Here is a 13169-nt window from a genome sequence, read left to right as displayed (position 1 = left end):
CACCCCTACCCCTCCCCGCAAGGGGGAGGGATCCGCTGGACGACTCGGAAACGACAGGACATCCCGTGAGAGACTTCTCCGCCCCCGGCCGCTCCCCGGTCTACGCCGCCAACGCCGCCGTCGCGACCTCGCACCCGCTCTCGACGCTCGCCGCCATCGAGGTGCTGCGCGCAGGCGGCAATGCCGTCGATGCCGGGATCGCGGCGGTCGCCGTGCAATGCGTGGTCGACCCGCTGATGACTGGCATCGGCGGCGATTGCTTCGCCCTCTACGCCCCTGCGGGCGCCACGAAGCCCATCGCCCTCGACGGCTCGGGCCGAGCGCCCGCCGCGGCCACGCCCGACTGGTACGCTGAGCACGGCGTCGCGATCACGCCGACCTCGCCGCATGCCGTGACCGTGCCGGGCGCGGTCGCGGCCTGGGAGCTGCTGGTGCGCGAGCACGGCACCCGCTCCCTCGGCGAGCTGCTCCAGCCGGCGATCCGCTACGCGGAGGACGGGTTCGTCGTCCAGCAGCGCGTGGGCTGGGACTGGCTGCGCGGCGCCGAGCGCGTTGCCGCGGATCCGCATGCCGCCGAGACCTACCTGCCCGGCGGCCAGCCGCCGGCAATCGGCAGCGTCGTCCGCCTGCCGAAGCTCGCGGCGACGCTCCGGACGATCGCCGAGGCGGGTGCGCGCGCCTTCTACACGGGACCGGTCGCCGAGGACATGGTGAGCCGGCTGAATGCCCTCGGCGGCCTGCACACCCTGGACGACTTCGCCACCGCCCGACCCGACGTGGTCGTGCCGGTCTCGACCCGCTACCAGGGCTACGACGTGTACGAGTGCCCGCCCGCGGGACAGGGCCTGGCGGCGCTGATGATGCTCAACGTCCTCTCACACTACGATGTCGGCGCGCTCTCGGACCTCGACCGGCTCCACCTCTTCGCCGAGGTGTGCAAGCAGGGCTACCACCATCGCGACGTCCTGTTCGGGGACGCCGCCCTCGCCAACGTCCCGATCGAGCACCTGCTCTCCGACGCCTGGAAGGCCGCGGCCCACGGGGCGATCGACATGGGCCGCGCCCGCGAGCCCGAGATCTATCCCGAGATCGCCCGGGAGGTCGCCGAGGGCCGCGCTCACAAGGACACGGTCTATCTCTGCGTGGTCGACCGGGACGGCAACGCGCTGTCGCTGATCAACTCGATCTTCCAGGGGTTCGGCTCGGGCATCCTGGCGCCGGAGAGCGGCGTGCTGCTGCACAATCGCGGCCTGTCCTTCCGCACGGAGGGCGGCCACCCGAACAGCGTCGGACCGGGCAAGCGGCCGATGCACACGATCATCCCCGGCATGCTGATGAAGGACGGGCAGGCCGTCGCGCCGTTCGGCGTCATGGGCGGCCACTACCAGGCCATGGGCCATGTCGAGCTGCTCTCCGGCCTGCTCGACCGGGGCCTCGACGTGCAGGAGGCCCTCGATGCCCCGCGCAGCTTCGCCTATGGCGGCAGCCTCGAAATTGAGGGCGGGATCTCCGACGCCGTGATGGCGGGGCTGGTCGAGCGTGGCCACCCGGCGATCCGCGCGCCGCTCCCGCTCGGCGGCGGACAGATCATCTGGATCGACCGCAAGGCCGGCACGCTGGCGGCCGGCTCGGACCCGCGCAAGGACGGGGCGGCGCTGGGCTATTGAGAAGTGTTTGACGGGGGTGGGCGCTGCCCATTCTCACCCTCGGGTGCCCGGAAGGGTGGGCTTCCATCGGCACCACCGTCTTTGCGAGCGGAGCGAGGCAATCCAGACAGCGCGACGCTGATCGATGGCGCACCGCCCTGTGTCGCTTCGCTGCGCTTGTGATGACGGTGCGGCAGCCCTCGCTGCCGCCTCAGTCGATATCCTCGACCGCCTCGCCGCCGCCGTAGACTCGCTGAGCGAGCGACGCCTCCATGAATGGATCGAGGTCGCCGTCGAGCACCTCGTCCGGATCGGTGGACTGGGTGCCGGTGCGCAGGTCCTTCACCAGCTGGTACGGCTGCAGAACGTAGGACCGGATCTGGTGGCCCCAACCGATATCGGTCTTGGAGGCGGCCTCGGCGTTGGCCTTCTCCTCGCGCTTCTTCAGCTCGGCCTCGTAGAGCCGGGCGCGGAGCATGTTCCAGGCGGTCGCCCGGTTCTTGTGCTGCGAGCGCTCCTGCTGGCACGCCACCACGATCCCGGTGGGATTGTGGGTGATGCGCACCGCCGAGTCGGTGGTGTTGACGTGCTGGCCACCGGCGCCGGACGACCGGTACGTGTCGATCCGGCAGTCGGATTCCTTGATCTCGATCTCGATCCGGTCGTCGATCACCGGGTAGACCCAGACGCTGGCGAAACTGGTGTGCCGCCGGGCGCTGGAATCGTAGGGTGAGATCCGCACCAAACGATGCACGCCAGACTCGGTCTTGAGCCAGCCATAGGCGTTGTGGCCCTTGATCAGGAGCGTGGCGCCCTTGATCCCGGCCTCTTCGCCGTCGGTCATCTCGACGACCTCGACCTTGTACTTCCGGCGCTCGGCCCAGCGGGCATACATGCGCTGAAGCATGTTGGCCCAGTCCTGGCTCTCGGTCCCGCCGGCGCCGGCATGGACTTCGAGATAGGTGTCGAACCCGTCGGCCTCGCCGGACAGCAGCGTCTCGACCTGCCGGCTCGCGGCCTCCTTCTCGACGGCCAGGATCACCGCCTCGCCCTCGCGGATCGAGGATTCGTCACCCTCCATCTCGCCGAGTTCGATCAGCGTGGCGCCGTCCTCAAGATCGCGCTCGAGCTTCTTGATCGCCGTGACGGCCTCGTCGAGCTGCTGGCGCTCGCGCATGACCTTCTGGGCGGCCTCGGCATCATTCCAGAGGTCGGGGTTCTCGGAAGCCGCGTTCAGCTCCGCGAGGCGTTTATCGACTGTATCCCAGTCAAAGATGCCTCCTCAGCAGCCCTATAGACTGCTTGGCGGCATCCGAGGCTTGCTCGATCTCGGCGCGCATCTGGTTTTTCGGGAATGAGGTGCAGGAGAGAGATGGTTCGTGTCGGGCCGGGGTGATAGCCCCCGGGGCGCGGCCTGTAAACGCCGCGGCCCCGCGTCGCCATCGCCACGGGCGGGTGCCCGTTCGAAGGGACAACCGCGCGCCGACCTGAGACGCCCGGGCGGATTTCGCGTCCCGCGGGCGCCTTGTGGCGGCTCAGTACCGCGGCGGGATGATGTAGGCGGGCGCGATCACGTACTCCTTCGGACGCTTGCGCGCGCCGAAGCGGCCTTCGGTGATCTGGTCGCTGAAATAGTCGAAGCCGGTATAGCCGAAGCCGCCGCCGTTCATCACCTCGGCCACCGGCACCGGAGGGACGGCGAGGTCAGGGCGTCCCGGCGGCACGATCACCTGGCAGCAGCCCTCCGTCCGGAGGACCGTCGGACCGTTCGGGGCGGTGAACACGAAGGCCCGCGGTTGGTAGGGCGCGGTCGGGTAGGCCGCGTCCGACGCGGAGGCGCCCTGCCCCGCCCCGAGGGCGAGCAGTCCGGCGAGGATCAGGGTCTTGGTGCTCACGCGATGCTCCGTCACGGGGCCGGCCGGGCCGGCAACTGGCCTACACTCTAGCTGATCGCGGGCGGATTGTCCGGCCTATCCGAGTCGACCGGTTACCGAAACGCCGGACCGGATCAGCCGCGGGCGCGCAGGACCACCTGCGGACTCGCCGGCACGGGACGGCAATCCGTCATGAAGGTGTTGAGCGGCAACGGCTTCGAGTCGCACGCGTACACGTCCGCCGGCCCCGGGGCGGGCACCGGATCCCGGGCGATGATCGGGTTCGGCGCGCAGGCCGAAGCCGCGGCGGCGAGCAGCAGGGCGGCGATCAGGTTCAGGCAGCGCATGCGGCTCTCGGGACGCGGGAAGACCCCCGCGGCTGACCCTGGCCATCGCAATCCGCCCTGACAAGCGTCGGCGCAGGACCTGGGTGCCTTTGGCGAGGCCTGTCGCCCCGCGGCAACAATCCGGACCGGACTGCCGGTGGCAAGGTCGGTCGCCTGGGACGCGGCCGTGTCGGGCGCACCGGATCTGTTTGGCAGTCGAATCTTCCGGCGACGGGCTGCCTCCGAGCGGGTCTTGACGCGCGGCCTGCATCAACCGGTAAAGTGCCTCGCGCTGTGAACGGCCGCAGGATCGAACCGCCGCCCGACGCCACCGTCCGGAGGATGCTCGCCGTGTCTGCTGAAGCCACCAAGGGACCGGCGTCGTACTTCCCATCCATCGAGAAGACTTACGGACGCCCCATCGGCGAGTGGCTGCAACGCGTGCGCGACAAGCTTCCGGCCAAGCACATGGACCTGGTCGCGATGTTGAAGACCGAACACGGGATGGGTCACGGACACGCCAACGCGATCGTGGCGGCGGTCCTGGCTGCAGAGAAGCAGTGATCGACACGCGGCGCGGCGGATCGAATAGCGGTCGGATGACGTTCCTCACCGCCTACACTGGCCAAACAAGAGGAACGCCCATGCGTATTCGCTATCTGCTGCCACTCGTCGGCTTGCTCGCGCTCACGGCTTGCAAAGACGAGAAGAAGGCTGAGAATCCCGCGCCTCCTCCGCCCTCTGCCAGCACTGCGCCGGCAAACCCCGCGCCGCCGGCGACGACGACAAATCCGGCTCCCGCCAACAAGCCGTAGCCGACGAGCCCTGAAGGAGGCGGGCCCTGGCACGCCTCCCGAGACCACAGGGTCCATCAATCGCAACCGGGGCTGATGTCGCCGCTCCGGACGCGAAACTCATACTCGGGGGCGTGAGCTGGACGGGCCTGGCAGAACGTGGCCTTCGATTAAGGGGCACCAACAGTGCCGTGCGTCGTAGCTCCGATCAGGTGAGGCTTCGGCGAACGGGCCGCACTGGAAGCCTCTTCCTCGTGGTCGTGTGCCGCGCCGAGATGATCGAAGACTGTTCGGCCGTCAGCTCGAGCGTGGTCCAGGAATATAAACGCCGCTATTTCGTGGATCCACACTCGACGACCCATTCGATAGTACCAGCGGATTGCGTGCCGTATCTTCGGATCCGGGTGCCAGATCCACCTCATAAGCGCTCTGGGGCGAAGCTGCGCGGCGGCTTCGATCAATTTGACCCAAGCAAAGAGACGGACCGGCGACATACGAGACATGCCTAAGACTTGATGCTTGTAATCCCATTTCGTCAAATCTTGCTGCACAACGAGACGGTTTTGCGCGAGACGATAGTAAGGGGTCCAACGATGCGGCGTCACATAAAGTGCCTGGATCTGGTCCGCGTCGTATGAGATGAGCTGGCGAAGCCCGCGCAACAGATCTGAGTCGGTCTGATCATCGAAGCCGGCAACCCACGTTGCCATTGAAAGGATGCCGTGCTGCCGCAGGAGGCGAATGGCCTCGCGGTCACTGGCAATTGCGCCTCCCTTCCGGATCAGTTTCAACGTCGCCGCGTCGGTATTCTCCATTCCCATGAGGAAGCGTTCAAAGCCAGCCTTCTTGTAAAGGTGAAGAATATCGGCATCGCGCACGATGTCATCAGCGCGGGTCGAGCCCACCAAAGTGACCGAAATATCTTCCTCGATCAGGGCTTCGAGGAGGGCTCGCCAGGGCTTGCGACAGGCGCTGGGATTTTCGTCAGCGAAATTGAAGACCTCGACAGCATGGTCACGGTGCAAGCGGGCGATTTCCTTCGCAAGCCGCACAGGATCGCGATGACGCCAACGTGTCCAGAAGCCCCGTTGGCCACAGTAGTTGCAGAGATGCGGACAGCCGCGAGAAAATTGGATCACGACCGCGCGCTTGCCACCCCAATAACTGTAACGCGCATGGTCTATAAGCGCCCATCCAACGCGATAAGCATCGAGATCGATGATTACGGTTGCCGCACTTGTTGCAACAGGCTTCCCGTCGCGGATGAAGGCGATACCGTCGATGTCGCTCAGAGAATGATCCAGATCGATCGCCCGCATGAGACGTCGTGCGGTCTCTTCGCCTTCTCCCCGCACGATTGCCCGGACATGTGGTTCTTGCGCGAGGATCTCCCGCCAAAAATAGGTTGGATGAACGCCGCCGTAGATGATCGCGACATTGGGCAGGGCCTGAGCAACGGCGGCGGATACTTGAGCGATGATAGGGTGGCCCGACGACGAACCTGAATGGCCGAACAAGACGGCTTCCGGCTTCCGCGAGATGATCGTCGTCGTCAGGTCCGTGAGTTCGATGGGACCGAGTTCCGCATCGATCAACTCGACCTCGTGCCCGTCATCAATGAGGGGGCCGCCGATGCAGAGCAGACCGAAGGGAGGCAGCTGCTCCTTGGGAATGCGGCTGCCGATGGCCGGATGAGGCACGTTGACGAGAACAATCTTCAATCTCGCACCCTTCGGTCGGCGACATCGACCGAGTATGAGCGCCACTTCGGCAAAAAATGACAAACGACTTGAGGGCGTGACTTTCGGCACCGGCCTCAACGAAGGGCGAACGTCCGCTTCCGGAAGTTTCTGGGAGCTAAGGAGCGTCCTGCATGGGTCGAAAGCAGACCCGCGCGCCCGATACCGAGCCTCGGCTATCGACGACAGAAGCCGCCGCCCCGGTGGCACCGGGACGGCGGCTTCAGATCTTGGCGACACCGCGCTCGCTCGTGACGAACCGGATCTCGGTTCGCCGGGCGGCGCCTCAGCCGACGCGGGCCATGGGCACGACGTTGTGCAGGGTCTTGTCGCCGCCGTCGAAGAAACGACGGACGTTGCGGGCCGCCTGCCGGATGCGCTGCTCGTTCTCCACCAGCGCGATGCGGACGTACTCGTCGCCGAACTCGCCGAAGCCGATACCAGGCGCTACCGCCACGTCGGATTTCTCCAAGAGCAGCTTGGAGAATTCGAGGCTGCCCATTTCCCGGTAGCGCTCCGGGATCGGAACCCAGGCGAACATCGAGGCGGCGGGCGACGGGATCGTCCAGCCGGCCTTGCCGAAGGATTCCACCAGCGCGTCGCGGCGCTTCCGGTAGATGCCGCGCATCTCGTTGATGCAGTCGTCGGGCCCGTTGAGGGCGGCGGTGGCGGCGACCTGAATCGGCGTGAACGCGCCGTAATCGAGATAGGACTTCACCCGGGTCAGCGCCGCGAGCAGGCGCTCGTTGCCCACCGCGAAGCCCATGCGCCAGCCGGCCATCGAGTAGGTCTTCGACAGCGAGGTGAACTCCACCGTGCAGTCGATCGCGCCCGGCACCTGCAGCACCGACGGCGGCGGGTTGCCGTCGAAATAGACCTCCGCGTAGGCGAGGTCCGAAAGCAGGATCAGCTCGTGCTGCTTCGCGAAGGCGACGAGGTCCTTGTAGAAGTCGAGGCTCGCCACGTAGGCGGTGGGGTTCGACGGGTAGCAGACCACCAGGGCGACCGGCTTCGGGATCGAGTGGCGCATGGCCCGCTCGAGCGCCGGGAACATCGCCGGGGTCGGCTCGGCCGGCACGGAGCGGATCACGCCGCCGGCCATCAGGAAGCCGAAAGCGTGGATCGGGTAGCTCGGGTTCGGGACCAGCACGACGTCACCGGGGGCGGTGATCGCCTGGGCCATGTTGGCGAAGCCTTCCTTGGAGCCCAGGGTCGCCACGACCTGCGTGTCGGGGTTGAGGCTCACGCCGAAGCGGCGCTGGTAATAGCCGGCCTGCGCCCGGCGGAGGCCCGCGATGCCCTTCGAGGCCGAGTAGCGGTCGGTCCGCGGCCGGCCCGCCGTCTCGCACAGCTTGGCGATGACGTGCTTCGGCGCGTCCAGATCCGGATTGCCCATGCCCAGGTCGATGATGTCGGCGCCCTGCGCTCGGGCGGCGGCCTTGATCCGGTTGACCTGCTCAAAGACGTAGGGCGGCAGTCGCTTGATGCGGTGGAAGTCAGTCATGGGCGTGTCCATCGGCGCGTCCCGAATCTGGCGTCTCTCGTCTGTGCCGGTCGCGCGAACCATCTGCCGTAGCAGATTTGCGCGCCGTCGCCGACCCACAAAAGCGTTGCTATTGCGGGGGCGCCGGGGCCGGCTTGATCGTGGCCGCGGCGCCCTGGCCGGCACTCGCGGCGGCGCGCCCGCGCGCCTCGTTGCGCCCGCGGGCGCCCTCCAGCTCCGCCTCCAGGGCCTTCTGGCCGGTGACCGATTTCGCCCGGACCGAGCGCTTTGGCGCATCGACGCCCACCGGCATGAAGTCGGGCTGCTCCTTGCTGCGGGACTCCGCGACGAAGTCCGGCGCCGCGACTTTCCGTGGCCCGTAGCCTGCATCGGAGGCCAGGGAGCGCACGACGTCGCCCGAGCAGGCCGCCAGCGATCCCGCCAGGAACGCCACGACGGCCGCACCGGCGATCCGAGGCATCGCGGCACCGCGATGCGCACGCGCGACGGGGTTCAAAATGGCGCGCTCCATCGTCACATGCCCATGAGAAGATCGGCCGGATGTTTCGGCGACGTCGGGAGCCGGGCTGGCGAAACCTCTGGCTCGCTCCTTATTTTGTCGGAAACGAGGCCCGCGCCATCGCGCCGACAGACCAAACACAGGGAGGCACGCTTGACGAGCCCGCAGGCGCCGGATCGGACTGCACCTCCGAAGTCGGTCTCAGACGGTGCGATGCCGGACGGGATCCAGACCCCGCTTCCGGATATCGAGGCGCTGACCCGCAATGCGGGTCAGTTCGTGGAGGCGATGGGCCGCAATGTCGGCCGCCTCCTCAAGCCCGAGACCCAGGCCGGCGGCCCCGGCGACGAGTTGAGCGATGCGGCCAAGGTCCTGGGACAGGTGGCCGAAACCTGGCTCGCCGATCCGAAGCGGAGCGCCGAGGCGCAGGCCCGTCTGTCGCAGGCCTTCCTGACGCTGTGGGGTTCGACCTACCTGCGCCTGCAGGGCCAGCCGGCCGATCCAGTGGCGCTCCCCGAGTCCCGGGACGCGCGCTTCGCCCATGCCGAGTGGTCGACCAACCCGTATTTCGACTTCATCAAGCAGGCTTACCTGCTCGCCACCCGCTGGGCCGAGAGCCTCGTCGACGAGGCCGAGGGTCTCGACGCGCATACGCGCCACAAGGCGCAATTCTACCTGCGCCAGCTCACCAGCATGCTCTCGCCCTCGAATTTCCTGCCGACTAATCCGGAGCTGATCCGCCACACCCTGCAGGAGAACGGCGCCAACCTCGTCCGCGGGCTGAAGATGTACGAGGAGGATCTGGAGGCCGGCGGCGGGCAGCTGCGCGTGCGCCAGACGGATCCGAGCGGGTTCGAGGTCGGCCGCAACATGGCGGTCACCCCGGGCGAGGTGGTGTTCCGCAACGACCTGATCGAGCTGATCCAGTACGCGCCCACCACCGAGACCGTGCTGAAGCGCCCGTTCCTGATGGTGCCGCCCTGGATCAACAAGTTCTACATCCTCGACCTCAATCCCCAGAAGAGCTTCTTCAAGTGGATGGTCGATCAGGGGCTAACCGTCTTCTGCATCTCCTGGGTGAACCCGGATACGCGCCACGCCGACAAGGATTTCGAATCCTACATGCGCGAGGGGATCGAAGCGGCCATCGACGCGATCGGCGTCGCCACCGGTGAGACCGAGGTCACGGCGGCCGGCTACTGCGTCGGCGGCACCCTGCTCGCCGTGACGCTGGCCATGCAGGCGGCCACGGGCAACCGGCGGATCAAGAGCGCGACGCTGCTCACCACCCAGGTCGACTTCACCCATGCGGGCGACCTGAAGGTCTTCGCCGACGAGGAGCAGATCCGCCAGATCGAGGCCCGCATGGCCGACCAGGGCTACCTGGAGGGCGCCCGGATGGCCAACGCCTTCAACATGCTCCGGCCGAACGACCTGATCTGGCCTTACGTCGTGAACAACTACATCAAGGGTAAGACGCCCTCGGCCTTCGATCTGCTGTACTGGAACTCGGACGCCACCCGGATGCCGGCGGCCAATCACTCCTTCTACCTGCGCAACTGCTACCTCAACAACACGCTGGCGCAGGGCCGGATGGTGCTCGGCAACGTCCGCCTCGACCTCAAGAAGGTTCAGGTGCCGATCTTCAACCTCGCCACTCGCGAGGACCACATCGCGCCGGCCCTCTCGGTGTTCGAGGGCTCGAAGGCCTTCGGCGGCAAAGTCGATTTCGTGCTCGCGGGCTCGGGCCACATCGCCGGCGTGATCAACCCGCCGGCCAAGCCGAAATATGGCTACTGGACCGGCGGCCCGGTGAAGGGGACGCTGGAATCCTGGATCGCCGCCGCGGTTGAGACCAAGGGCTCGTGGTGGCCCTACTGGTTCCAGTGGATCGAGGCGCAGGCGCCCGAGCGTGTCCCGGCCCGGCAGCCGGGCGGCGACGCGCTGCAATCCCTGGGGCCGGCCCCGGGGACCTACGTGCGGATGCGCGCCTGAGACGACGCATCCCGAAATCGGAACGGGATCGGCGCGATAACCGCACCGTCGTCACGAGCGAAGTGACCCAGGGCAGCACGACATCCGTCAGCGTGGCGCTACCCTGGATTGCTTCGCTGCGGGCGCGAGGACGGCGACAGCGAAGCGCTCAACCAGAGCTGGCTTTCAGTACTTCCGCACCAGCGGCGCGGGGGCCGGGGCCGGGGCCGGCGGGGCGCCGAACACGTAGCGGAAGCCCACCGAGACGATGTCGGCGCTGGAATCGACCACGCCCGCGAAGGCGATGTTGCTAACGTTGTAGTCGCGCCCGATGCCGGCGAGGATCCGCGACCGGTCCAGGAAGAAGTGCGAGTAGGCGACGTTGAGGGTCAGAGCTTGGCTCCAGCGGTAGCTGGCGCCGACCGAGACGTTGTAGCGGTCGCCGTCGGGCAGGCGCACCGACCGGTTCGAGAAGTCGATCGGCGAGGTCTCGTAGGCGAAGCCGGTCCGCAGGGTCAGGTTCGCGCTAGCGTCGTACTCGGCGCCGATCGAGTAGGTGTAGCCGTCCTTGTAGTTGAGCGGCAGGGAGTTGACCGGCAGGCCGAGCGTCTTCGAGACGATGCCGATATTGCCGAGCCTCGACCAATTGTCCCACTCGAAGCCGAAGTTCACGCGGGCCACCGGCGAGATCGCCTGGGTCAGGCCGACGCTCAGCTTCTCGGGCGTGTTCAGCCGCGCGCGGACCTGCCCGGCCAGCGGCGCCAGCGCGACCAGCGGCACGCCGATCGAGCCGTCGATGTCGTGATGCACCGAGGAGCGGTAGCCGATGCCCAGAACCGTCCCGTCGCGGGGCGTCAGCGTGGCGCCGGCAGTGAAGCCCGCGCCCCAGGACTCACCCTTGAGGAAGGAACTCGGATAAACGGTCGGCTGGATGCCGGGGATCGGCAGGGCCTGCCGCAGGGTCAGGCGGAAATACTCGATGTTCGGGCCGGCCGCGACCGACAGCCACTCGTTGACTTTGAAGCCGAGCACCGGGTTGATCGCCAGCGAGAAGATCCGCGACGAGCGCCCGTAGACCTCGCCGGCCCACACGTCGCGCGGCTTGGTCACGAGACCGAACGGGGCGCCGGTGGAGAGGCCGAGCCAGAGGCGGTCGTTGAGCTGATAGGAGGTGGCGCCCGCCGGCACCACGGCGCCCTGGCCGATATCGCCGGAGCCGCCCAGCCGCGCGAAACCCGGATTGGTGCCGAGATCCGGACGGATCGTGGAGGACAGGCCGATGAAGGTGAAGTTCTGCTCCGCGACGAAGCCCGGGTTCATCGTGATCGTCGCGGGATTCCAGAAGATCGACGAGACGCCGCCCGAGCCGGCCGCCGCGCCCGCGAAAGCGAGGCCCTGCGCCTCGGTGCTCTGCTCCCGGATGCCGAAGGCGCCCGCTTGCGCTTCCCCGACGCCGAGGATCGCCACCGTGGCTGCGAGCATCGCCGCGCGCACTGTCCCGCCCATCTTGTTCCCCCAGATCCTTTGTTCTGACCGGCACCGATTGCTTGCCCGAAACCCGTTATCCGACGGCCGTTTCGTGCATGGTGCCGGTTTTACGAGCTGAATCGCAACGACCATCTCCCTATCCGGAGCCAAGACGAGGCACGGAGTAACGACTGCGATCAACGCCCACGCACAAGTGCAGCGAAACGATCATCAGTAGTCGCCGCTTAAATCTTGAGTTGCCTCCGACATTCTTTGCCATGAATAATAGATCCGGAAACCACCGGATCTGCACTTTTCCGCCGGCCTGTTGCGCGGTTGCGACACCCCATGTGGTCCGGCGACCCGGCCTGTGCGCTTGCGCCGGGACGGGCGCCCGGCCATGGTCCCGCCGTCCGGCGCAGACCGGCACCAGGGAAGGATGAGGAGTGCGGCGATGAAGCTCTTCCGGCACGGCCCGAGCGGCGACGAGAAGCCCGGCCTCGTGGATGCGCATGGGGGGCTGCGCGACTTGTCGGGAATCGTCCGGGACATCACCGGCCCGGCGCTGGCGCCCGAGTCGCTGGCCCGGCTGCGGGCCCTCGATCCCGAGACCCTGCCGAAGCTGCCGCCGGACGTGCGGCTCGGCCCCTGCGTTGGCGGCACCCGGAACGTCGTCGCCATCGGGCTGAACTTCGCCGACCACGCCGCCGAGACCGGCTCGCCGATCCCCGCCGAGCCGATCATCTTCAACAAGGCGCCGTCGAGCCTGTGCGGACCGAACGATACGGTAATCATTCCCAAGAGCTCGCACAGCACCGATTGGGAGGTGGAGCTCGCCGTCGTGATCGGCCGGCGCGCCAGCTACGTCCACGCCAACGAGGCGCTGAGCTACGTGGCGGGCGCCTGCATCTGCAATGACGTCTCCGAGCGCGAATGGCAGATGAACCGCGGCCCGACCTGGACCAAGGGCAAGAGCGCGCCGACCTTCGGGCCGCTCGGCCCGTGGCTGGTGACCCTGGACGAGATTCCCGATCTGAAGAATCTTGCCATGAGCCTCGACGTGAACGGTGAGCGCCGCCAGACCGGCTCCACCGCGACGATGATCTTCGACGTGCCCCAGCTCGTCGCCTACACGTCGCATTTCATGCTGCTGGAACCCGGCGACGTGATCACCACCGGCACCCCGCCGGGCGTCGGCCTCGGCATGAAGCCGCCGCGCTACCTCAAGGCGGGCGACGAGATGGTGCTGCGCATCGAGCGGCTCGGCGAGCAGCGCCAGAAGGTCATCGCCTTTGACGATTGGACCGCCAAGGTCTCGGCCGGCCAACCGACCGATTGAGAGGCCG

The 13169-nt window shown here is 67.3% G+C and carries 11 protein-coding genes; 4 read left to right on the top strand and 7 right to left on the bottom strand.

Annotated elements, in window-relative coordinates:
• The first annotated feature begins 65 nt into the window (after nt 1-65).
• Nucleotides 66-1667 carry a gamma-glutamyltransferase family protein gene (locus ABIE45_RS09230; RefSeq protein ID WP_192706440.1) on the top strand — a complete coding sequence of 534 codons (1602 nt, stop codon included), beginning with the start codon at nt 66-68 and terminating at the stop codon, nt 1665-1667.
• Nucleotides 1668-1857: 190 nt separating this feature from the next.
• Here ABIE45_RS09230 and prfB read toward each other — a convergent pair.
• The 3 genes from prfB to ABIE45_RS09215 form a co-directional block, all read right to left on the bottom strand.
• Nucleotides 1858-2986, bottom strand: a protein-coding gene (gene prfB / locus ABIE45_RS09225; RefSeq protein ID WP_192706439.1) for a peptide chain release factor 2 whose coding sequence is annotated in 2 segments (ribosomal slippage) — nt 1858-2916 and nt 2918-2986 — 1128 coding nt in all. Because the reading frame shifts where the segments join, the coding sequence is not laid out codon by codon here.
• A gap of 195 nt (nt 2987-3181) precedes the next feature.
• Nucleotides 3182-3541, bottom strand: coding sequence for a hypothetical protein (locus ABIE45_RS09220; RefSeq protein WP_192706438.1), 360 nt, complete (start codon nt 3539-3541; stop codon nt 3182-3184).
• 113 nt (nt 3542-3654) lie between these two features.
• A complete protein-coding gene (locus ABIE45_RS09215; protein ID WP_192706437.1) occupies nt 3655-3867 on the bottom strand; it encodes a hypothetical protein in 213 nt (70 codons plus the stop codon).
• 321 nt (nt 3868-4188) lie between these two features.
• On the opposite strand from ABIE45_RS09215, the gene ABIE45_RS09210 reads away from it, so the two are divergent.
• Nucleotides 4189-4410, top strand: a complete 222-nt coding sequence (locus ABIE45_RS09210; RefSeq protein WP_210331574.1) for a DUF4287 domain-containing protein — start codon at nt 4189-4191, stop codon at nt 4408-4410.
• A gap of 400 nt (nt 4411-4810) precedes the next feature.
• Here ABIE45_RS09210 and bchE read toward each other — a convergent pair whose 3' ends face one another.
• The 3 genes from bchE to ABIE45_RS09195 all read right to left on the bottom strand — a co-directional run bounded on the left by bchE (nt 4811) and on the right by ABIE45_RS09195 (nt 8343).
• Nucleotides 4811-6361 (bottom strand): magnesium-protoporphyrin IX monomethyl ester anaerobic oxidative cyclase, encoded by a 1551-nt coding sequence (gene bchE / locus ABIE45_RS09205; RefSeq protein ID WP_192706435.1) that lies wholly within the window; start codon nt 6359-6361, stop codon nt 4811-4813.
• A 304-nt stretch (nt 6362-6665) separates the two neighbouring features.
• Complete coding sequence (locus ABIE45_RS09200) at nt 6666-7883, bottom strand: LL-diaminopimelate aminotransferase (protein WP_192706434.1); 1218 nt, start codon at nt 7881-7883, stop codon at nt 6666-6668.
• A 109-nt stretch (nt 7884-7992) separates the two neighbouring features.
• Nucleotides 7993-8343, bottom strand: coding sequence for a hypothetical protein (locus ABIE45_RS09195; protein ID WP_192706433.1), 351 nt, complete (start codon nt 8341-8343; stop codon nt 7993-7995).
• Between the two features lie 252 nt (nt 8344-8595).
• Here ABIE45_RS09195 and ABIE45_RS09190 point away from each other — a divergent pair, with 252 nt between their 5' ends.
• Nucleotides 8596-10377 carry a PHA/PHB synthase family protein gene (locus ABIE45_RS09190; RefSeq protein ID WP_373622249.1) on the top strand — a complete coding sequence of 594 codons (1782 nt, stop codon included), beginning with the start codon at nt 8596-8598 and terminating at the stop codon, nt 10375-10377.
• Nucleotides 10378-10542: 165 nt separating this feature from the next.
• Here the strand turns inward: ABIE45_RS09190 and ABIE45_RS09185 are convergent, their stop codons facing one another.
• Nucleotides 10543-11862: an OmpP1/FadL family transporter gene (locus ABIE45_RS09185; RefSeq protein WP_192706431.1), complete on the bottom strand. Its 1320-nt coding sequence runs from the start codon at nt 11860-11862 to the stop codon at nt 10543-10545.
• 415 nt (nt 11863-12277) lie between these two features.
• Between ABIE45_RS09185 and ABIE45_RS09180 the strand changes: the two genes are divergently transcribed.
• Entirely contained in the window at nt 12278-13162 is an 885-nt protein-coding gene (locus ABIE45_RS09180) for a fumarylacetoacetate hydrolase family protein (RefSeq protein WP_192706430.1), read from the top strand.
• Nucleotides 13163-13169 lie beyond the last annotated feature (7 nt).

The sequence above is a fragment of the Methylobacterium sp. OAE515 genome, from assembly GCF_041806315.1.
GTDB lineage: Bacteria > Pseudomonadota > Alphaproteobacteria > Rhizobiales > Beijerinckiaceae > Methylobacterium > Methylobacterium tardum.
Note: the sequence above shows the minus strand (reverse complement) of the source record. Positions and strands in the feature narration are given on the sequence as shown.

Excerpts from the sequence above, each read along its gene's own strand:
- ABIE45_RS09195 (WP_192706433.1), bottom strand. The coding sequence starts at position 8,343 with ATGCCTCGGATCGCCGGTGCGGCCGTCGTGGCGTTCCTGGCGGGATCG.
- ABIE45_RS09185 (WP_192706431.1), bottom strand. The coding sequence starts at position 11,862 with ATGGGCGGGACAGTGCGCGCGGCGATGCTCGCAGCCACGGTGGCGATC.
- ABIE45_RS09210 (WP_210331574.1), top strand. The coding sequence starts at position 4,189 with ATGCTCGCCGTGTCTGCTGAAGCCACCAAGGGACCGGCGTCGTACTTC.
- ABIE45_RS09215 (WP_192706437.1), bottom strand. The coding sequence starts at position 3,867 with ATGCGCTGCCTGAACCTGATCGCCGCCCTGCTGCTCGCCGCCGCGGCT.
- ABIE45_RS09200 (WP_192706434.1), bottom strand. The coding sequence starts at position 7,883 with ATGACTGACTTCCACCGCATCAAGCGACTGCCGCCCTACGTCTTTGAG.
- ABIE45_RS09180 (WP_192706430.1), top strand. The coding sequence starts at position 12,278 with ATGAAGCTCTTCCGGCACGGCCCGAGCGGCGACGAGAAGCCCGGCCTC.
- ABIE45_RS09190 (WP_373622249.1), top strand. The coding sequence starts at position 8,596 with ATGCCGGACGGGATCCAGACCCCGCTTCCGGATATCGAGGCGCTGACC.